Origin of the sequence: Exiguobacterium sp. s80, assembly GCF_018618725.1 — a bacterium.
Lineage (GTDB): Bacteria > Bacillota > Bacilli > Exiguobacteriales > Exiguobacteriaceae > Exiguobacterium_A > Exiguobacterium_A oxidotolerans.
On sequence record NZ_JACSMP010000001.1, the window covers coordinates 1,215,642 to 1,236,691 of the forward strand.

Here is a 21,050-nt window from a genome sequence, read left to right on the forward strand (position 1 = left end):
TCCTTGAAAAAATACACTCGTCTTTATCAAAAAATTAGGAATCCTGATCTTTTTTAAAGAACTGAGCGAGACCCGCAAGTCGCGGATCAATTTTTGGTTCAGCTTCTTCTGGAGATTCTTCTGAAAGAACCGTCCAACCTTCCCCTTGAACCAACTGATTTTCTTCATCATCCCCATGCACTTGCACTGGCACATGAAGTAAAATCAATTCTTGCACGAGTGGTCGAAGATCGACCGTATTCCCGTTCGGTAAATTGATATCGTCCGAATCAACCGGAGCAGCATCAACTTCGAGCAGGAACGACTCGATGGATTCAATCTCGAACGGGTACGCGACGTCATTTAGCGTCCGGGCATCCGGAAGCGTCATTTCGCCAGTAATCCGGAGATTGAATATTAATTGATTCGATGTAAACGATGCATTTGCACGAATGTGCACAGGTTGCACCGCCCGGATATCCGGATGGAGGGCGATGAGCTCAGGAAGCTCGATCGTCTCGTTAACCTGAAGTTGACCCAGATTGCGCAATTTATTCAATTGCATCAGGGACCATTTCATCCGAATCACCTCAATTGCAACAATATGAATTATAGAGAGGACATCTTGTTTTGTCAATGTTTTTTCTTTACACTGAAATCGCTAGAGAACGAACACTTTCGGACGTCTTCATCCATATTACCGCACTTAATTCCGTTTGCAAAGGAGAAAGTTTCATGAAGATGACAGCAATTATTTCAGAGTACAATCCGTTTCATAACGGACACCTCTATCAAGCCAAAATCGCACGCGAGGAAACCGATGCCGATTTGATCGTCGCCATCATGAGCGGAACGTTCATGCAGCGCGGGGAACCTGCTTTTAGTGACAAGTGGACACGTGCACGAGCGGCCGTCGCAAGCGGCGAAATCGACCTTGTCTTAGAACTTCCGTTTTATTTTTCCGTCCAACGCGCCGACCGTTTTGCGCAAGGAGGCGTCACGATCGCCGAAATGATCGGCGCTACGTCTTTGTCATTCGGGAGTGAATGTGGAGACATCACCCCTTTCCTTTTAGCAGCATCTGAAAAAAATGAAGAGACTCCTGCGTACCAGCGACTCGTCAAAGAAGGCTTATCAAACGGATTATCTTCCGCGATGGCAGCGAGCCAGGCATTCCGCGCATTGACGACGACGCTCGACTTGACGACGCCGAATAACACACTCGGTTATTATTATGCCCGTGCTGCATCAAACATCTCCTTACATACGACAAAGCGTATCGGAAGTGGCTACCATGACCTGTCAGTCGGCGATATCATGAGCGCGACAGCAATCCGTGCCCACTACGATGAAACGCACCAATTGACAGGACTTCCAAAAGAAAGCGCTAGCGTACTCCAAGGGGCGACTTTTGCTTCGTTTGATCTCTACTATCCCTTTATCCGGAACCGGCTTCTATCGACGCCTCTAGGCGTTCTCATGCAATTTAACGGCATTGATACGTCACTGGCACCTCGTCTCGTCGAAGGCGCCCGCTACAGCTCTACTTTCGACGACTTCATGAATTTCATCAAAACACGCCGCTATACGCGGACAAGTTTACAGCGCACACTCATTTATTTACTGACCTCGACGATGACGGAAGAAATCGATTCGGTTGCATTTGACCAAATCGATTACGTGCGACCACTTGCCTTTAATGACAAAGGACGACAAGCGCTACGGCAAATCAAGCAACACATTCGAGTCATCAGCACATTCGAGGCGCACCCTTGGCTCATAAAAGAGAGCCAAGTTACGGCAGCGTATGCCGTTCCCTTGGCTCGGTATGACCAACTAGAGGAACATCGTCGGTTTGCTCATTTTTCTGGTAACTCTTCTAAATAATCGAGTGCATCCTCAACTGTTTTGATCGGGACGAGTTTCATTTTCGTCCCGAGTTTTTTGATGGATGGTTTTGCTTCTTCATAATTCGAACCGGCTGGGACGAACATGATTTCCGCTTCCGCTTCGTCTGCTGCGACGACTTTTTGCCAAGCTCCACCAATCGGTCCTACTTTTCCACCCTCTTCAATCGTTCCAGTACCAGCAATCGTATATCCCTTCGCTAAATCACCATCTGTCAATTGATCATAAATCTCAAGCGTGAACATCATCCCGGCCGATGGTCCACCAACATTTTCTAAGTTAAACTCGACTTTCGGATCCGTCTGCACGTCTGACATCGGAAGCGGTTCATAGATACCGAGCCCGACCTGCTCTGAGTTCTTCTCTAGTTTCCCGACCTTGATCGTCGTTGTTTTCGTTTTTTTGTCCCGTTCGAATGTCACTTTCACATCTGTCCCTGCTTTTTTCGAACTAATTGTCTGCATAAAGCTGCTCATTGATTTTAACGGTGCTCCATCAACGGCAACAATCTGGTCCCCGGCACGTAACTTCCCGTCAGCAGGACCGCCAGAAATAATGCCAGAGACATAAACGCCTTCAAAGTCGACCTCGACTTCTTTATCAGCCAGTTCATATCCTTCAATCATTGCATTATGTTGCGCTTCTTCCATGTAAAGTTGTTGTCTGTTCTCGTATTGTGCGTCAGATTCACCGTCATATAAATAGTCACTTACATCCGATGTTTCAGAAAAAGGTAAAAATAAACTCTCGACTAGAAAATACGGTGTCGCCCGCCGTTGCGCAACGGTCAACATCATTAGATCGCCCGGTTCTTTTTCCGCACCCGATACGTCAATGATTTGTTCTGTCGATGTTGCGTCTCCAGGATACGAGATGAAATAGGGCAATGGAACAAAGAAGACGATCATCGCCGCGACGATGGCAGCGAGCGCAGGTTTCCATGCTTTCATTTCAATTCTCCTTTCGCATACTTTTGACGTAACGCTTCTTCGACGGGCGGTGGTACAAGCCCGGCAACGGAAGCACCATACTTTGCAGCTTCTTTGACGATTGAGGAACTGAGGAACGAATATTGGTTACTCGTCATCATGAACAAGGTTTCAATCTGGTCATTCATCTTCTTATTGATTGAGGCCACCTGCATCTCATATTCAAAGTCGGATACAGCACGTAGCCCGCGTACGATTGCCGTCGCCCCTACTTCTGCTGCATAGTCGACAAGCAGACCGTTAAAAGAATCCACTTTGATATGCGGTAAGTGCTCCGTCACCTCAGAAATCAATTCCATACGTTCTTTAACCGAAAATAAAGGTTGCTTCGACGAGTTATTTAATACCGCGACGATGATTTCGTCGAAGATGGGTGCAGCACGCTCGATGATATCAAGATGACCGTTCGTGATCGGGTCAAAGCTCCCCGGACAGATGGCGATACGTTTCATACTTCTTCCTCCAGTTCGATAATTTCATATAATGTGATTGAGATGACCGTTGAGTACCGCATCCTTTTCACAACTTCAAGGCGACCAATCCGATCAGGTAATTCAATCTCTGACCCATGCTCACAGACGATGACGCCATTGTCCGTCAACATGTCGTGTTGCTCTATGTACGTGACGTGTTCGACGAGTCGTTCCTTGGCATAGGGTGGATCGAGAAAGATTAGTTTAAATGGCGTTTCTGATGCGAGTTCCGTCAAAGCAACGGAGACATCTTTTTTTAGGACACGACTTCTCTCAGCCAATCGAGTCGTCATCAAGTTTTCTTTAATTGTCTGAACCGCTTTAAAGTGCTGATCCACGAATACCGCTTCTTCACATCCACGTGACAATGCCTCGATTCCAAGGCCACCGCTCCCCGCGAAGAGATCAAGTGCACGTCCCCCGTTAAAATAAGGTCCGATGACATTAAATAATGATTCTTTGACCTTATCGGTCGTCGGTCGTGTATTATCCCCCGGCACCGCTTTAATTTTAGTACCTTTTCGTTCCCCAGAAATGACTCGCATGACTTTTCCTTCCCTTCAAAAAAGAGCGACGAGGATGTCCTCATCGCTCCAACGTTTATACTTCTTCTTGCAGTTTACCTTTTTTATTTGCATATGTTTCGGTAATGAATGGTCGCTCCGAACGAAGAACGGAATCGACGAAAGGCAATGCAGCAATCGTTTCGACCGAACGTTCATACTGTTCCAAATCAACATATAAAAAAACATATTTTTCTCGCTTCGATGTAAAATAGACGTTTCCAAATCGGCGCAATTGACGCGATGCTTTCATCGCGTTGACATAGACGATCAGTCCAATTCGATCCTTAATCACAACACCGTTCCTCCCTTGTTCGGCATTAGCCGCTACAGCTACAACTACCTCCGGTCGAACATCCACCTGCACATCCTTGATCGAAGAATGGATTACCCGTCGGAACCTTAATTTGAGGTGACACTTCCCCGGCAAGTTTCAGACTAATTTGTCCGAGTAACGTCTCTAATTGTTTTTCTGCTTTTTTAAACGTCGCGACCTCTTCTTGCAGATCGAGCGCCCGCTTTACTTCATGTACTTTTTTCGTGATCGTTTGGTAATCTGGATGATATCGACCAAAACGTTGAACAAGCTCGTATTCTTCCTTGATTCGATTAAAATCCCGAATGACGTCTTGTGCTTGTGCTGAATTTGCGCGTGCTTGTTTGGCACTTATATATGCTTGACCTGTTTCGCTATGCAAAAGAGCGGATGTCAGTTCTTCCGCAGCGTTGATGAGGTCTATCGTTTTATCAGAATAAATCACAACGAATCTCCTCCTTGACTTCACCATCATATCATAACATTTATCTCGCTCCTAGCACGCTGAATTGTGTATACTTTGTTCAGAAGGAAGGAATGAATTGTATGCAATTTTTATCATTTAATATGTTTCGGACGATCGGGATTAAAACCGATCACGCGAAGTCAGACTACCATTTTGATTCGCTCGATAAAATCGCCAAAGCGGACGTCGTCTTGTTCCCCGAATATTGGCAGATCCACTCCATCATCTACGGAATGAAAAAACCGATTTTCCCGTCCGCCGCGACATTCCATCTCGGGCACGATAAAATCGAGATGACGCGTATTTTTAAAACCGTGATTCCGGACAATATTCCTCGGACCGGTATTTACGGAAAAAATGAATTCACCGTGAAGCGTGTCTTAGATGAATTTTCGTTCCCATTCGTCGCGAAGACTGTCCGCAGCTCGATGGGCCAAGGGGTTCACCTGATTAAGGATGAAATCGACTGGAAGAAGTATACCGATCACCATGAGACGTTTTACGTCCAAGAATATATCCCGAACGAAAAAGACCTTCGTGTCGTCGTCATCGGTGATCAAGTTCTTGCTGCCTACTGGCGCGTCGGCGGTGCGCAATTTTTAAACAATGTCGCCCAGGGTGGGGTCCTTGATTTCGAGAACATCCCGCAGGAGGCACTGGATTTCGTACTCGCACTCGCCAAACGGCTCGATATCGATCATGCCGGTTTTGATTTGATTTTCCGCGACGGAAAAATCTATATACTCGAGTTCAACGTCTTCTTTGGTGGAGAAGGCCTGAACCATCTAGGAATTCATGCACCGGATACGATTTTAGAATATGTCGAACGAAAATATAAGAGTTCATGAATTCTTCAAATTGACTTCACAACTTTTACTTTATCGAATCATTCATTATGGTATGATAGTTTGGAAAGACTAGTATCTACTAGCAAACTGGGGTATAGGGGGATTCAAACATGAAGTTTGAGAAATACGGCATCGAAGGCAAAGAAATTAAGTTTGGTTTACTTGAGACAATCATGGACCATCACCGTTTCGTCCGTGAAGGACAATGGGATTACGAACGTGCGATGTATGACATGAAGTACGAAAAACAATCAACAGGAGAGGTCTTCTATCTCCGGATTCCAGTTTATGCAATTCAAGGTGAAATCGAAGATCGCCACGCGATTGTTCGCATGATGACACCACTTCTCGGAAAACACTACTATCCACATGGTGTTGAGTATGATGAAGAGTTCCCACCTGAGATCGTTAAAGATTGTGAGCGTCGCTTGACAGGGTTACTCGAAACACTCGAAAAATAAGTTCTATCCGACCGTTCCTGTTAAAAGGAGCGGTTTTTTTCATCTAAAAATATTCTTCAGGCGATTCTTTGCGCTGCCGAGTCCGTGTCTGATTGCTTTTTCAAGTCGACGTGTCACGAGAGACTTCAAGGCATTCTTCACGGAACAGTCGCTAAAAAGTCTGTTACCAAAAAAATCGTGTGTTGTGTGCTGGTCCCCCTACTCCTTGTCCAGGCCTAAAAGTAAAGGCCCCTTCCGTCAGACGCGGAAGGGGCCTTTATATGTCTCATTTTGTGACCAGTTGGAGGTAGTCGACTACCCCGTCTCCGAGTTGTAAGCGGACTTGTTCTCGCAAACCCATATAGAGGGCAGGTAACTGTTGCACCGTTGCGGTAACCTTCAAGCTAAACGAAATCCCTTCCGTCGGCAAACGTTTAATCCGTGTACAAACGACACCAAATTCGATGACGGCACACAACAATAACTCTTCAATTGCTTGTACTGATACCGTCACTTCACCTTTATTCTGATATTCTTCAACCAAAATGATCACTCCTTCGCAAGTTGTTTGACGGATGTCATGACTTCCTCGAGATCGACCGGCTCGTCAGGTGTCTTCGCCATTGAAGATATCGCACGCACCTTATTGTCGCGATCGAGAATGAACATTTGTGTCCCGTGTGTGACAAGACCACTTTCTGCTTTTGAATAATAGAAGTTCAACTGGCGTGTCAGACGATCAATGACGACCTCATCCCCCGTTAAAACTTTCCAGCCTTCAGGATTCGCCTCGAAATTAGACGCATACTTCTTCAAGACCTTCGGCGTATCAACTTTAGGGTCGACCGTCACGGCGACAAGTTCGACATCGGATCCATATAGATTTTCCGCCCGTAATTTTTTCTCGAGTTTCCGGTAGTCATTTAACGTCAAAGGACAAATGTCTGGACAATTCGAGTAGAAAAACGTCAATACTTTTACTTTACCATCTTCTGAATCAAATGTTTTCCCGTTGACGGCATTCGTTAATTCAAATGGTGTCGGTTCAGCAATCACAGGTAGCTTTTCTTTCATAAAGAAATAATAATACCCCCCTGCAGCGGCGACTAAAATCAAAACGACGGCGGCTACCGTCAAATAACTATTTTTTTTCAAAGCGAACCCCCCTTAATGATTCCAAATCGCACGAAATACATTTGTTGTTTCGCCCGGCTCATACACAACGTATAACAGGCAATAGACAAGGACTCCCGTGATTGCCGTCAAAAACCAAATGACCGATGCTTTTGGACCAATTTTACGGTGACGGGCAAAGTTTTGTTTATAAGCGTAGAACAAAGCGATTAAGCCTAAGATACCACCCGATGTGGCGAGTAAAATATGAAAGATTAAAAATCCTGTGTAGTACGGTTTAACCGCATCCGGTCCCCCGAAAGCAGTATTCCCGAGTAAGATCGTCCGAAGCGCGTACATGATGAAGAACAGTAACGCGAGCGCTGCCGCAATGTTCATCACGACTTTATGCGCCCCCATATTCCGGCGTGTCTGCGCGATCAAAAACCAACCGATTGCTACAAATATTGCACTGAGAACAATCAAAGAAACACAAATCAACGGCAAATAACTCATTTTCAGACTTCCTCCATTTACTTAATCCGCTTTTGGCGTGAAGGACATGCCTTCATCGACAGCAGTACTTTTTGATCGTCTCACCCACGTGAAGAAGGTCAAACCGAAGAAGATCCCGTAGACGAGTTCTTGTCCAAGTTTCATCAAGACGCCTCCGAACCGTTGATCTTCGAGTAAATCTTTCGTTGTCCCAAATAGGCGTTCCATGTTCAAGCCGCTCACATCATTATTCGGCAGACAGTAAGCCAAGACTTTCGCGAATGTCGCTGGGTCTTGATACGCATCGTATTGGAAGCTCTGACTGAAGATCATGAACGCACAAGCTGGTGTCAACAGCACGCCGTTCGCAACGATATAGACCATCTTTTTCAAATCGGATAGACTATCCTCCTCATTGACAGGTGCGATGATTGGATACCACATCGTCATGCTGAGGAAGATTAATGTCCCGTGGAACAAACGGTGGACCGTATAGTTCGTCAAGACATAATCAAAGATGAACGGCATATGGTAAAACGTAAACAAGGAATTGAACACGACGAGCGCAATCAATGGCAATGTGAAGAAGCGTAATGCCTTCCCTAAATACGGGACGCCGAACAATCGCTTAAATGCCCAACCCGGAATTGCTAGCATCAACAGTGGCGGCGCCACCATATAGACGAAAACCATCTGGAGCATGTGCGCAGAGAACGTAATATGCGCTAACACATCAAGCGGACTACCAAAGCCAATATAGTAGACGAATAAAGCCGCTAGCATCATGAACTTTTGAGCTAACGTCGTTTCTGCCTCGTCTGGTCGTCTGATTTTTTCAGTAATGAATGCATACAATACGTAAAGACCGATCAAGAGTAACGCGTAATACGGGCTCCACAAGACAGTCCAATCGAATTGCGATAAAGCACCCCTTAAATTGCCTAACATATTTCTCACCCCGTTCCTGTTTCCTACAAACTAAGATTACCGTTCCCCTATTTCATTGTAAAGGTTTCTCATAAAACGATTCCAAAATAAAAGACCATCCTGCTAAACGTTAGCAGAATGGTCACAATTTTTTACCAGATTAAAAGGCGAAGTGTCGCGACGATTGTTAAGGCAACGAAGATACCGAGTCCCATCATGACTTTAATCCATGTGTTCCCTTTGTTATTCATATGCATGAACATATATAACTGAAGGTAGACTTGGACGATTGCCATGATGACGAGGAATCCACCTGCAGCCCAGTGTGGCATAAGCTCTGCCATCACTGCGCCGAAAGCGATCAACGTCAAGAAAATCATCAGTCCAAAACTGATCAATTGTAGCTGCATTTCGCGGCTACGATCAGCTTTCATTTCTAATTCTAACTGGTTACGTGTAACTTGTGGTTCGTGTTTTTCCATCTTATTTCACCATCCCCATGAGGTAGACGACTGAGAAGATAAAGACCCAGACGACATCAATGAAGTGCCAGTAAAGACTTGAAACATAGTACTTCGGTGCATTGACGACTGTGATGCCGCGTTTCCAGTTACGGATGAGCAATGTCGAAATCCAGAGAAGACCGAACAAGACGTGCGCTCCATGGAACCCGACGAGTGTGTAGAACGCCGAACCGAATGCGCTTGACGTAAACGTATGACCGATGTGGTAATAGTGATTAAACTCATAAATCTCACCAGCGAGGAATGCTAGACCGAGAGCGAGCGTAATAATGAGCCACATCTTCATTTTCGCAACGTCATTCCGTTTCATCGCCATCATCCCAAGAACACTTGTCAATGAACTCGTCAGAAGAAGCATCGTCATGATGAAGACGAGTTCCATCTCAAAGATGTCGTAACTCCGTAATCCTTCTTTTGCGCCTGAGTTGTGCAATCCGATGTATGTTCCGAAGAGAGAGGCGAACAATGTCGTCTCTCCTCCAAGGAAGAACCAGAAAGCTACATATTTATTCTTACCCTCAAGTGTTGCTTTTTCAACATGATCTGGAATACCAGTCACTGGGTTATTTGGTACTGAATGATGACCCATCTTACTTCGCCTCCTTTTCAGCTTCAAGGCGTAGATCTTCTTCGATGACCGATTTCGGGATGTAGTATCCTTCATCGTCAATCCAAGAACGTAGGAACATCGCGAAGAGTGTCGTTGCAAGACCAATCAAGGCGATGACAAGACCGACAGTTCCGTAGTCAAGACGAAGAATGAATCCAAGACCTGCAAGGAACAAGCCGACTGACATGACGAATGGCAAAATCGTGTTATTCGGCATGTGGATATCGCCGACTTCTTCCGATACGGAAACTGTTTTATTTCCAGCCATTTTTTCGAGCCAGTACGTGTCGAGTCCTTTGACGAGTGGTGTTTGTGCAAAGTTGTACTCTGGAGTCGGAACAGGAAGCGTCCACTCAAGGGTACGACCGTCACCCCAAACATCGCGTTTCACATATTCTTTCGACATCAATGCCGCTGCAATTGAAACAACAAGAACGATTGTTGATACACCCATGAAGCCTGCACCAATCGATGATAGTAAGTTCATTGTTTCCCAGCCTTGGTTTGGTAAGTACGTGAAGACACGACGTGGCATACCTGTAAGACCAAGAATGTGTTGCGGGAAGAACGTCAAGTGGAAGCCGATGAAGAACAACCAGAATTGAATCTTGCCCCAGAATTCGTTGAGCTGTTTTCCGAACATCAATGGGAACCAATAGTAAAGACCCGCAAAGAGACCGAAGACGACCCCACCAACGATAACGTAGTGGAAGTGGGCAACAACGAAGTAGCTGTCGTGATACTGATAATCGGCAGGAGCAACTGAAAGCATGACCCCTGTCATACCACCCACAAGGAATGATGGGATGAATGCGACCGAATAAAGCATCGCAACCGGGAACGTCAATTTACCGCCCCAAAGTGTGAACAGCCAGTTGAAGATCTTCACACCGGTCGGTACAGCGATCGCCATCGTCGCAACAGCGAAGATTGCGTTTGCGACTGGTCCGAGACCCACTGTAAACATGTGGTGAACCCAAACCATGAATCCGAGGAAACCGATCAACATTGTCGCAAAGACCATCGTCGTGTAACCGAAGAGACGTTTACGTGCGAATGTAGGAATGATTTCAGAGAAAATACCGAATGCCGGTAAAATCAAGATATATACTTCCGGGTGCCCGAAGATCCAGAAGAGGTGTTCCCAAATGACGATGTTACCGCCGGCTGCCGGGTCGAAGAAGTGAGCTCCGAAAAGACGTTCAAACGTCAAGAGGAACAAACCGACCGTAAGCGGAGGGAATGCGAAGACGATCAAAGCTGATGCAACGAACGCCGTCCATGTGAACAAAGGCATCCGCATCAGTTTCATACCTGGTGCGCGCATGTTCAAGATCGTAACGAGGAAGTTAATCCCCCCCATAAGTGTACCGAAACCAGAAATCTGTAACCCAAGTGCATAAAAATCAACACCAAGTGATTCCGGGACTGTCGATAGTGGTGCGTAAGCTGTCCATCCTGCGTTCGGTGCTGCGCCGAAGAACCATGATAAGTTCAAGAGCACGCCACCGAAGAAGAACAACCAAAAACCAAGTGCGTTCAAAAACGGGAACGCAACGTCACGTGCTCCGATTTGAAGCGGCACAGCAGCGTTCATATAACCGATCAACATCGGCATCGCTGCCAGGAAGATCATCGTCGTACCGTGCATCGTGATCAACTGGTTAAATAACTCACCGCTGACGAAATCGTTCATCGGTTTAATCAATTGAAAACGAATCATTAAGGCTTCTACGCCACCGACCAGAAGGAAGAACAATCCGGACATGATGTAGAGAATCCCAATTTTTTTATGGTCGACTGTCGTTAGCCAGTCCATGATGCCGCTTTTTTTCTTCGGCATACCCATAGTATGTGTCCCCACTATGATTCCCCCTTAATTTTATTGGAGCTTTTTGTCCAATAGGTAGTCTGCAAGTTCACTCAATTCTTCATCGCTAATCTGATCTTCAGAGAAACCAGGCATTTTTGTCCCTTGTTTTTCTTTTTGCGGATCGCGAATCCAGTTCTCGAGGTTTTCTTTGTCGTGATCGAGGTATCCTGCGATACGTTGACGGTCACCAAAGTTCGTTAAGCTTGGCGCGACTTTCCCGCCACCGTGACAGCTGAGGCAGTTTTGAGCGTAAACTTGTTCGCCCGTCGTCCAATTTTTTTCATTTTTAGCATCGAGTTGTTTTGTTTCTGCTTCTTTTGCAGTTTTCATGTCTTTTAACCATGCATCATAATCATCTTGCTCGAGTGCGATGACTTTAAAGTCCATCAATGCGTGAGAAGGTCCGCAAAGCTCCGCACACTTACCGTAGTATGTGCCCGCTTCTTGTGCTTGTAACCACATCTCGTTATCGAGCCCTGGGTTTGTATCTGTTTTACCAGAAAGTGCCGGCACCCAGAATGAGTGAATGACGTCTTTAGAAGTCAAGTTGACAGCAACACGTTTTCCGACCGGGATGACAAGTTCTTGTCCTGTCGAAACACCTTTGTCTGGATATTCGAACTCCCACCAGTACAAGTTTGCCGTAACGTTGATTTGTTCGTTTTTCTTCGCTTCTTTTGCATCGGCTAATTCAACCGTCGTTTTGATTGTCGGTACAGCGAGAACAACCAAGAGAAGGATTGGAATAACTGTCCAAATGATTTCAAGCGTATGATTTCCTTCGACTTGTTTCGGAACTGTGTTATCTCCCGATTTACGACGGAATTTCATAAGTACGTAAACATAGATGACCGCTACAATCGCAAGGACGAACAACATCACCCATAAGCTGAGCTTGATGATCTCAAGTTGCATTTCTGCGCCTTCCCCGCGAGGCTGAAGCGCGGACAATTCCGGAATTCCACAACCTGATAACAATAATGCCATCAAACCGATCGGAAGAAGCCGGAAGAGCATTTTTCCTGATTTTTTCACAACCATCCCCACTTTCTTTTCCCCAATTTTTTTCTTGTAATGGTGTACGTGAATATGTCAAATCGTTTTAGAGAGAAACGAGTACGACCGTCACGATCCAAGCTGTGAAGTAAAAGAGCGAGAAGAAGAACATTTTCGATGCCCATTTAATTTCAGCTTGTTTTTCTTTGATTTTGAGACCTTTCAGTCCCATGTAAAGCCAGTAACCGCTTAACGCCGCCATGACAATCGTGTAGACGATACCATAGTGTGCCAAGAGTAGTGATGATGGGACTAAGACTGCAATCCACCACACAATTTGTCGTTTCGTGATGGCAAAACCATTAACGACCGGTAACATCGGAATACCTGCAGCACGGTATTCTTCCGTCCGTCTCATTGCGAGTGCAAGGAAGTGAGGCGGCTGCCAGACGAACATGATGAGGAATAAAATCCAGGCATCGATATGAAGTGCTGGAGTGACTGCCGCAAATCCAATGATCGGTGGCACTGCTCCTGAAATACCCCCTACGACCGTATTGATCGTATGCGTCCGTTTGAGCCACATCGTATAGATGACGACGTAGACGAATGATCCAATCAATCCGAACACTGCCGCGACATGGTTAACGATCAAGAGAAGCACCGTTCCCGTCGCAAGTATTCCAAGTCCTAATGCCAATATGCGCTGTCCATCCATCTTGCCGGTCACACTCGGTCTCCCCATCGTCCGTTCCATCTTGTAATCGATGTCTCGGTCAATGTAGTTGTTGAGGTAACAACTTCCGGCAATGACCAGGCCACTTCCAAGAAGTGTCCACAATAATGTCAACTTCGTCTGCCACAGGTATAACAAGACATCATCGGTTAAATACGATGCTGCCACGACATATCCTGCGAAGACGGTGATGAGATTCGCGCGAACGATTCCCATCTTTGCTAGGGTGACATAGTCCTTGAACGTCGGTTGATCCGTTTGCTCGATCATGATGTCAAGCGTCTCCCCATTTACTTTCGCCATGTTGTTTCCTCCTTCTAACCGCCTGTATCCTCTCTGCACGCATGAGACACGTATTTTCTTCACAGAAATAACACAGACACGCCACGAAACGTCCTTTTCTCTATAAAAGATACCACATATTCAGGGTCGTGACGCATGAAAATACTTTCGACATAATGAACAAAATGTGAAATCTATGTGATTAACCTCACAGTTCACCATATTTACCTAATATTAGAATAGCGTTCTTCTAAAAGATTGCAAGCGTTTCGATATTTTTTATGCGATACTATTGCTATGCGCATGACTGTATATTGTATATTTTAGAAAGGTGGTGTCCGTGTCTTGAATCGAAAGCTTTCGATTTTTTCGGCATTCGTCACATTCACGATGATGATCGTATTGTTGATGGGGGGCACAGTCACAAAGACTGATTCAGGGAACGGCTGTGGAACAGACTGGCCACTCTGTCACGGAGAGCTCATTCCGACTAACCCTAGTGTAGAAACGATGATTGAATACAGCCACCGCGCCGTAACCGGTGTCGTCGGACTATTAATCATCGCATTATGTTTATGGACACTCGTCGCTTTCAAAGAGCGTCTCGATACGAAGATTTTTGCCTTTCTTGCTTTTATCTTCATGTTGATTCAATCCATCGTTGGAGCAGGCGCTGTTGTTTGGCAACAGTCTGACCTCGTCATGGCGCTCCATTTCGGGATTTCGCTTATCTCCTTCGCTTCTTTGCTCATTTTGACGCTATTAATCATGGAACGTCCAGGACGAGAATTCAGGGAAACGGTCCCAGCATTCTTACGTAAACTCCTGTACGGCCTGCTGATTTACACGCTGATCGTCGTCTATACGGGCGCATATGTCCGTCACGTCGGCGCAACGTATGCCTGTGTCGGTTGGCCCGTCTGTTCGCAACCAACGATGACATACGAGTCATGGGTCCAAATGATTCATCGCATTATGGCTGGCTTATTATTCTTCTATACGTTATATGTGCACTTCGTCGCGATTCGCTTAAAGCATCGGACGACACAAAAAGGGATGGCGTTTGCTACGTTCTTCATCAGTTGCCAAGTTGCGACAGGTGCCTGGATCGTTTTAGGCGGACACGCGACTTACGTTCCACTTTTACACGCGTTCTTGATTACATGTTACTTTGGTGTACTGTCTTACATGACGTATCACGCGTTCCGGACAAGGCAAGATCGTTAAGCATATTAGACAAGTCAAAAAAAGATGGAGCATCATTTCACTGTGATGCTCCATCTTTTTTATGTCGGTACCGCGTTCGTAGTTTATTACTTTTTAAAGCGAGCAATCGCCCGTTTACGTGCCATATCATGCTCAACGATTGGTTTTGGGTAATCATAGTCTTCACGTTGCTGGTCTGTTGGTTCATGAATGAATTTATTCGGCAAGTCCTTAATCTCTGGTACATATCGACGAATGAAGTCACCAGACGCATCAAATTTTTTCGATTGGGTCGTCGGATTGAAGACACGGAAGTATGGTACGGCGTCCGTTCCGACAGATGCTGCCCACTGCCATCCCCCGATGTTTGAAGCCGCTTCATAGTCGACTAACTTCTTCTGAAAATATTGTTCACCCTTTTGCCAATCGACTAACAAATCTTTTGTTAAAAAGGAGGCTACAATCATCCGGAGCCGGTTATGCATCCAGCCCGTTGTGTTCAGCTGACGCATCGCCGCATCAACGATGGGATAACCTGTCTCACCTTTTTTCCACGCGTCAAACCCCGTCTCGTCGTCTTCCCATTGAATGTCATTATACTGCTCGTTTACCGGTAGACGTTTTGACTCTGGATGGTGCATCAAAATTGTATAGTAAAATTCACGCCAAATTAATTCCGTCAAATAGGTTTGTTTTCCTTTTGAAGCAGCTGCTTGCTCAACCTGCGTATAAATGGTCCGAATGCTGATTTCTCCCGTCCGCAGGTAACGTGACATCCGACTCGTTCCGTCGATTGACGGGATATCCCGATTTTCTTCGTACTGTTCGAGTCCGCTCGAGATGAACTGATGTAAACGGTCCTGCGCATTTTCTTCACCCACCTGAAAATCAACCTCGGATTGAGCCTGTTTAAAGTACTCCTCAATGAACGAGTTGTCATTTTGGTGTTTTTTATACTGGGCTTGCAGACGATCGAGATTCACTTGGACTGGTTCTGGAAGATCTTTTTTTAAGAACGCATTTTTATATGGTGTGAACACTTTATAATAGCCACCATCATTTTTCTTGACTGCATGCGGATGCAACAAATGACGATCAAGTACACGATCCGTCTGTTGACGCTGACGTTTTTTAATAATCGCATCATCGCGCGTTTTAAACGGTTCGACGTATTCGGCGTTAAAAATTAAATGGTCTGCCATAGCTGTTTCCTCTAAGAACTTCGCTTCGTCCCCTTCAATAAAACGAATCGGCAAGCCCTTTGTTTTACAGTTATCCGAAAAGTGCTCCAGCGCTTGAAAGAAATACTGTTGTCTCGCTTCGTAAGAACCGATATAGTCCGGGTTAAGCCAAAAAACAAATTCCACGGTCGCTTGATCGTCCTGCTCGAGGTATTCTACCGCTTTCGCCAACATTTGATTATCCTGAAGTCGAAAGTCACTTCTAATCCAACAGATGATATTCATTCCTAGCTCCTCCTCCGATAATACTGCTTAAAAAGAAAAACAGGCTAGCCGCCATGCGTCTGCCTGTTTTTCATCGATTCTATTTTAAAGTTATCGAATCACCACGCTACGAATCAGATGAATTCAATTAATAAATCTTGGCTTGCGATTGCTTCGCCTTCGTTGACATGGACGGCTTTAATTTCTCCGTCTTCCGGTGCTTGAATCGTCGTTTCCATTTTCATCGCCTCCGTGACGAGCAATTGCTCCCCTTTACGGACACGTGCTCCTGGTTCGACAAGAACTTTCAGGACACTTCCCGGCATCGATGCACCAATCTGTTTCGGGTTCGACCGGTCCGCCTTCGGACGACTGGACGAACTTTCCTTGACGCTAATGTCCTTGACTTCAACTTCACGCGGAACACCATTCATTTCGTAGTAAACGATTCGCACACCGTGATCATTCGGCTGTCCGACTTGAATCAACTTGAGGTACAACGTTTTACCACGTTCGATTTCGACTTCGATCGTTTCACCGAGTCGCATGCCGTGGAAGAATGTACTCGTATCAAGGACCGAGACGTCTCCATAACGTGCGACATATGAACTATAATCCATGAATACTTTCGGATAAAGCGCGTACGCAAGCGCATCAAATTCAGTAATCGGTCGTTCGAGCTTTTCAAACAATTCGTGTTTGATGGCATCAAAGTTAAGCGGCTCCATCATTTTCCCTGGACGTTCTGTTAATGGTGCGACACCTTTGAGGATCGCATCTTGCACTTGTTTCGGGAACCCATCCGGAGGTGTGCCAAGCTCACCTTTCATCAGTTCGACGACTGAATCCGGGAAATCGAGCCCACTCGCACGATGTAAGACGTCTTCTTCTGTCAAGTGATGTTGGACCATGAACAAGGCCATATCTCCTACTACTTTAGACGACGGTGTTACTTTGACGATGTCACCAAACAACATGTTGACGCGGGCGTACATACTCTTGACTTCCGACCAACGATCTCCGAGTCCTACTGCTTTTGCCTGTTGTTGAAGATTCGAATATTGACCGCCCGGCATTTCATGGTCGTAAACGGTTGGATTCGGTGCTAACATATCGAGTTCGAACGCTTTATACAAGTGACGAACATCTTGCCAATAATCTGAAATTTGTTCGAATTTCTGTGCTGAAACAAGTGGCTGACGCGGGTGTCCACTCAGCGCATGGATTAAACTTCCTCCTGCTGGTTGACTCGTTAAGCCGGCCATACTCGAAGCAGCGACATCGACGACGTCAACACCGGCATCGACTGCACGGGCATACGTGTAGATTCCGTTCCCACTCGCATCATGTGTATGGAGGTGGATCGGTAAATCGACTGCATCTTTTAAAGCAGAGACTAACGCATACGCTGCTTCCGGCTTTAACAGACCCGCCATATCTTTGATTGCGATGATGTGCGCGCCACTTGCTTCCAATTGTTTCGCTAACTTGACGTAATACGGTAAGTGATACTTCGGACGATTCGCATCGAACAGATCGCCTGTATAACAGACGGCTGCTTCTGCAATCTTCCCTGTCGGTAAGACCGCGTCAATTGCTAATTGGATTGATTCCGGATTGTTCAAGCTATCAAAGATTCGGAAGACATCAACGCCTGCTTGGGCCGCTTCCTTGACGAAAGCATGAATGACGTTGTCCGGATAGTTTTTATAACCGACTGCATTCGCACCACGTAATAGCATTTGAATCAAGACGTTTGGCATTTGTTCACGTAATTTCATTAAACGAGTCCAAGGATCTTCTGACAAGAAACGATATGCTACATCGAACGTCGCGCCACCCCACGCCTCGACCGAGAACAATTCCGGCAAGAGTTTTGCTTCTGCTTCTGCAATCGCTACTAAATCTTTCGTCCGCATCCGCGTCGCAAGTAACGACTGGTGTGCATCCCGGAACGTCGTGTCTGTCAACAAGACCTGTTCTTGTGCTTTCAACCAATTCGCAACACCAACCGGCCCTTCTGCATCAAGTAACGCTTTCGTGCCCGCTTGATACGTCGTTGGTAAATCTTTCGGAATCCGAACGTCACGTGCTAACGGTTTGTCGATTTTTCCGATACCAGGGAATCCATTGACAGAAACTTCGCCGATATACGTTAATAACTTTGTTCCACGGTCTTGCCGTTTCGGGAAGATGAATAATTCTTGCGTATCATCGATGAAGGACGTGTTGTAGTCACCACTGATGAATGCATGGTGTTTCAAGACGTTGCTTAGGAACGGAATGTTTGTTTTGATTCCACGGATCCGGAACTCACTTAAGTTTCGGCTCATCTTCGCGACAGCTTGATCGTACGTCAGGCCGTGCGTTGAGATTTTAACGAGCAGTGAATCATAGTATGGTGAGATTTCTGCACCGACGTAAGCATTCCCTCCGTCAAGACGGACTCCGAAACCGCCGGGTGAGCGGTAAGCTTTAATTTTTCCCGTATCGGGTAAAAAGCCGTTTTCTGGATCTTCCGATGTAATCCGGCTTTGAATCGCGAAACCAAGCATCTGAATCTCTTCTTGCACCGGAATTCCAACGAGCTCACTATGAAGCGACTCACCTTCTGCCACCCGGATTTGCGTTTGTACGATGTCGACGCCTGTAATCATCTCCGTGATTGTGTGCTCGACCTGGACACGCGGGTTAACTTCGATAAAGTAGAACGATTCATCTTGCGTCACTAGGAACTCGACTGTTCCTGCATTCTCGTACCCGACGTGTTTCATTAGCGTTACTGCCGCGTCACAAATTTTCTTCCGTCCTGCATCGGAAAGCGTGACACATGGTGCCACTTCGACAACCTTTTGATGTCGACGCTGAACAGAGCAATCACGTTCGAACAAGTGAATGATATTACCATGGGCATCGCCAATGATTTGGACTTCGATATGTTTCGGTCGTTCAATTAATTTCTCAATGTATATTTCGTCTGATCCGAAAGCCTTTAATGCTTCTGATTTCGCACGCTCAATCATTTCCGGCAGCTCTTCCTCTGTCCGGACAACGCGCATACCGCGTCCCCCTCCACCAAGAGAAGCTTTAACCATCAATGGATAACCTGTTTTTTCAGCAAAAGCATAGGCTTCTTCCATCGTTGAAATCGGACCGTCCGTTCCCGGAATGACTGGTAAGCCGGCTTCGATTGCTGTCGTACGCGCTCGTACCTTGTCACCGAATTTATAAAGATGTTCTTCTTGTGGACCGATGAAGATGATGCCTTCTTCACGGCAACGTTTTGCGAGTTCAATGTTTTCAGACAGAAAACCATACCCTGGGTGAATCGCGTCACACTCTGCTTTTTTAGCAGTTGCGATGATACCTTCAATGTCTAGGTACGCTTCGATTGGTTTCTTCCCCTCACCAATCCGATATGCTTCGTCTGCTTTATAACGGTGAAGCGATCCCATGTCTTCTCTCGAATAAATCGCAACTGTCCGAATGCCTAATTCGGTTGCTGCCCGAAATACTCGGATTGCGATTTCACCACGGTTTGCTACAAGAATCTTTTTAATTTTTGTCAACTGATGCTCCCCCTTTTGTTAATGAACTCGTTGCGCTCATCGTCCGTGCATCTTGCACTTCTTTATGATACGCTATTCGATGTTTATTTTGCATGGAAATATTCGCCAGCACACCGAGCATCGTACTCATGACGAGTAACGAAGACCCCCCGTAACTGATGAATGGTAACGTGACCCCGGTTCCCGGGAACAAGCCTGACATGGCACCGATATTGATCGTTGTCTGGATGAAGATGATGGAAGAAATACCAATCGCCATCATGCTTGAATACAGCGAAACACATTTTTGGGCGATTCTCGCACCTTGAAACATTAAGAAAAACAGTAATCCAAGGACGACAAGTACGCCGACAAATCCAAGTTCTTCCGAAATGATTGACATGATGTAATCGGTCTCTGGTTCAGGTAGATACCCATATTTCTGAAAACTGTTCCCTAACCCGACGCCGAACACGCCTCCATGGGCAATTGAAATGACCGAATTGATCAATTGATAGCCTTTTCCCTCCGCATCGAGGAACGGGTTGAAGATGACATGGATTCGTTTCAGCTGATTCTCTGAAAAATTATTATACGCATAGAAACCAACTAACGGTATTGCGATGAACCCTAATGTGATGTAACCACTCGGTAATCCGACAGCAAACCAAATCATTGCCGTAATCAACAACAAGATGAACAATCCCCCATCATCGGGTTGCATCCGGATGATGATTGCATAAGGTGCCAGCAAGACGAGCATCGGAATTAAAATCCAATCAGACAAACTAAGTAACATCCGCTTGCCCGCGGAAGAGGGAGAGATTTGACGGTGGATGAAGTGATGAACGATTCCGATTACGCCATTCAACGTCCCTTTTTGTTTTTGATCAAAGTAATTCGCTAACCCGACGACTAAGACGAATTTACAGAGCTCGATCGGTTGAATCAAAAAAACACCAAAGTTCAACCACGCTCGTGCCCCGTTCAACGGTTCAGAAAACAACGTCGCCATCAACATCACCCATGTGATGAGATACAAGACTAAACGAAAAATCGGACCTCGAAGCACTTCATGATTGAGATGCGCAACAAATAAAAATGCCACGATTGCCAAGCCGTCAAACATCAGTTGTTTCTCGAAAAACGAAGTGTTCGCATAATCGCCACCGTTCCAAACACTAGCGCTATAAACCATCACCGTACTGATTGCCATCAGAATCAACATCGTAAAGAACAAGCGAAAGTCAAAAAATGCTCGTCTTTCTTTAAACTTCGATTGCATATGTACACGTCCCTTTTCTAGTTCTAAA

22 protein-coding genes are annotated in these 21,050 nt (G+C 45.8%); 4 read left to right on the top strand and 18 right to left on the bottom strand.

Annotated features, from left to right (window positions below; all coding sequences use genetic code 11):
• Positions 1–34 precede the first annotated feature (34 nt).
• On the bottom strand, positions 35–559 hold the full coding sequence (locus KNP94_RS06420) for a YceD family protein (protein ID WP_088837440.1): 525 nt from the start codon (positions 557–559) through the stop codon (positions 35–37).
• Positions 560–714: 155 nt separating this feature from the next.
• Between KNP94_RS06420 and KNP94_RS06425 the strand changes: the two genes are divergently transcribed.
• Positions 715–1,866 (top strand): tRNA(Met) cytidine acetate ligase, encoded by a 1,152-nt coding sequence (locus KNP94_RS06425; RefSeq protein ID WP_215115443.1) that lies wholly within the window; start codon positions 715–717, stop codon positions 1,864–1,866.
• On the opposite strand, the gene KNP94_RS06430 is transcribed toward KNP94_RS06425, so the two are convergent.
• From KNP94_RS06430 to KNP94_RS06450, 5 genes are read right to left on the bottom strand one after another with little or no spacing between them, the layout of a single operon-like run.
• Positions 1,839–2,837, bottom strand: a complete 999-nt coding sequence (locus KNP94_RS06430) for a SepM family pheromone-processing serine protease (RefSeq protein WP_215115444.1) — start codon at positions 2,835–2,837, stop codon at positions 1,839–1,841. The two genes, KNP94_RS06425 and KNP94_RS06430, sit on opposite strands and share 28 nt — an antisense overlap.
• Positions 2,834–3,328, bottom strand: coding sequence for a pantetheine-phosphate adenylyltransferase (coaD, locus tag KNP94_RS06435; protein WP_088837443.1), 495 nt, complete (start codon positions 3,326–3,328; stop codon positions 2,834–2,836). The genes KNP94_RS06430 and coaD overlap by 4 nt, the downstream gene beginning before the upstream one ends.
• Positions 3,325–3,894 (bottom strand): 16S rRNA (guanine(966)-N(2))-methyltransferase RsmD, encoded by a 570-nt coding sequence (gene rsmD, locus KNP94_RS06440; RefSeq protein ID WP_088837444.1) that lies wholly within the window; start codon positions 3,892–3,894, stop codon positions 3,325–3,327. Before rsmD ends, coaD begins: the two co-directional genes overlap by 4 nt.
• Before the next feature lie 55 nt (positions 3,895–3,949).
• Positions 3,950–4,207, bottom strand: a complete 258-nt coding sequence (locus tag KNP94_RS06445) for a YlbG family protein (protein WP_088837445.1) — start codon at positions 4,205–4,207, stop codon at positions 3,950–3,952.
• Between the two features lie 25 nt (positions 4,208–4,232).
• The gene (locus KNP94_RS06450; RefSeq protein ID WP_029330926.1) at positions 4,233–4,673 is read right to left on the bottom strand and encodes a YlbF/YmcA family competence regulator; all 441 of its coding nucleotides are present in this window, start codon (positions 4,671–4,673) and stop codon (positions 4,233–4,235) included.
• A 101-nt stretch (positions 4,674–4,774) separates the two neighbouring features.
• Here KNP94_RS06450 and KNP94_RS06455 point away from each other — a divergent pair, with 101 nt between their 5' ends.
• Both KNP94_RS06455 and KNP94_RS06460 read left to right on the top strand, forming a co-directional pair.
• Positions 4,775–5,542: an ATP-grasp domain-containing protein gene (locus KNP94_RS06455; protein ID WP_251132575.1), complete on the top strand. Its 768-nt coding sequence runs from the start codon at positions 4,775–4,777 to the stop codon at positions 5,540–5,542.
• 110 nt (positions 5,543–5,652) lie between these two features.
• Complete coding sequence (locus KNP94_RS06460) at positions 5,653–6,003, top strand: YugN family protein (protein ID WP_029330928.1); 351 nt, start codon at positions 5,653–5,655, stop codon at positions 6,001–6,003.
• Between the two features lie 265 nt (positions 6,004–6,268).
• On the opposite strand, the gene KNP94_RS06465 is transcribed toward KNP94_RS06460, so the two are convergent.
• The 9 genes from KNP94_RS06465 to cyoE all read right to left on the bottom strand — a co-directional run bounded on the left by KNP94_RS06465 (position 6,269) and on the right by cyoE (position 13,559).
• A complete protein-coding gene (locus KNP94_RS06465) occupies positions 6,269–6,526 on the bottom strand; it encodes a hypothetical protein (RefSeq protein WP_088837447.1) in 258 nt (85 codons plus the stop codon).
• A 5-nt stretch (positions 6,527–6,531) separates the two neighbouring features.
• Positions 6,532–7,137 (bottom strand): SCO family protein, encoded by a 606-nt coding sequence (locus tag KNP94_RS06470; protein WP_088837448.1) that lies wholly within the window; start codon positions 7,135–7,137, stop codon positions 6,532–6,534.
• A 12-nt stretch (positions 7,138–7,149) separates the two neighbouring features.
• Complete coding sequence (locus KNP94_RS06475; RefSeq protein WP_214807285.1) at positions 7,150–7,611, bottom strand: DUF420 domain-containing protein; 462 nt, start codon at positions 7,609–7,611, stop codon at positions 7,150–7,152.
• Between the two features lie 21 nt (positions 7,612–7,632).
• Positions 7,633–8,538 carry a cytochrome c oxidase assembly factor CtaG gene (gene ctaG / locus KNP94_RS06480; protein WP_088837449.1) on the bottom strand — a complete coding sequence of 302 codons (906 nt, stop codon included), beginning with the start codon at positions 8,536–8,538 and terminating at the stop codon, positions 7,633–7,635.
• 131 nt (positions 8,539–8,669) lie between these two features.
• Entirely contained in the window at positions 8,670–8,999 is a 330-nt protein-coding gene (locus tag KNP94_RS06485; RefSeq protein ID WP_088837450.1) for a cytochrome C oxidase subunit IV family protein, read from the bottom strand.
• 1 nt (position 9,000) lies between these two features.
• A complete protein-coding gene (locus KNP94_RS06490) occupies positions 9,001–9,630 on the bottom strand; it encodes a cytochrome (ubi)quinol oxidase subunit III (protein WP_088837451.1) in 630 nt (209 codons plus the stop codon).
• 1 nt (position 9,631) lies between these two features.
• A complete protein-coding gene (gene ctaD, locus KNP94_RS06495) occupies positions 9,632–11,500 on the bottom strand; it encodes a cytochrome c oxidase subunit I (protein WP_201302332.1) in 1,869 nt (622 codons plus the stop codon).
• Between the two features lie 33 nt (positions 11,501–11,533).
• Entirely contained in the window at positions 11,534–12,565 is a 1,032-nt protein-coding gene (gene coxB, locus KNP94_RS06500) for a cytochrome c oxidase subunit II (protein ID WP_088837453.1), read from the bottom strand.
• A 61-nt stretch (positions 12,566–12,626) separates the two neighbouring features.
• Positions 12,627–13,559, bottom strand: coding sequence for a heme o synthase (gene cyoE / locus KNP94_RS06505; protein WP_088837454.1), 933 nt, complete (start codon positions 13,557–13,559; stop codon positions 12,627–12,629).
• A 324-nt stretch (positions 13,560–13,883) separates the two neighbouring features.
• Here cyoE and KNP94_RS06510 point away from each other — a divergent pair, with 324 nt between their 5' ends.
• On the top strand, positions 13,884–14,765 hold the full coding sequence (locus tag KNP94_RS06510) for a COX15/CtaA family protein (protein WP_029330938.1): 882 nt from the start codon (positions 13,884–13,886) through the stop codon (positions 14,763–14,765).
• An 86-nt stretch (positions 14,766–14,851) separates the two neighbouring features.
• Here KNP94_RS06510 and KNP94_RS06515 read toward each other — a convergent pair whose 3' ends face one another.
• The 3 genes from KNP94_RS06515 to KNP94_RS06525 form a co-directional block, all read right to left on the bottom strand.
• Positions 14,852–16,210, bottom strand: coding sequence for a cryptochrome/photolyase family protein (locus KNP94_RS06515; protein WP_088837455.1), 1,359 nt, complete (start codon positions 16,208–16,210; stop codon positions 14,852–14,854).
• A gap of 113 nt (positions 16,211–16,323) precedes the next feature.
• The gene (locus KNP94_RS06520) at positions 16,324–19,758 is read right to left on the bottom strand and encodes a pyruvate carboxylase (RefSeq protein ID WP_214765242.1); all 3,435 of its coding nucleotides are present in this window, start codon (positions 19,756–19,758) and stop codon (positions 16,324–16,326) included.
• Entirely contained in the window at positions 19,745–21,022 is a 1,278-nt protein-coding gene (locus KNP94_RS06525; RefSeq protein WP_088837457.1) for an FtsW/RodA/SpoVE family cell cycle protein, read from the bottom strand. The genes KNP94_RS06520 and KNP94_RS06525 overlap by 14 nt, the downstream gene beginning before the upstream one ends.
• Positions 21,023–21,050: the final 28 nt, after the last annotated feature.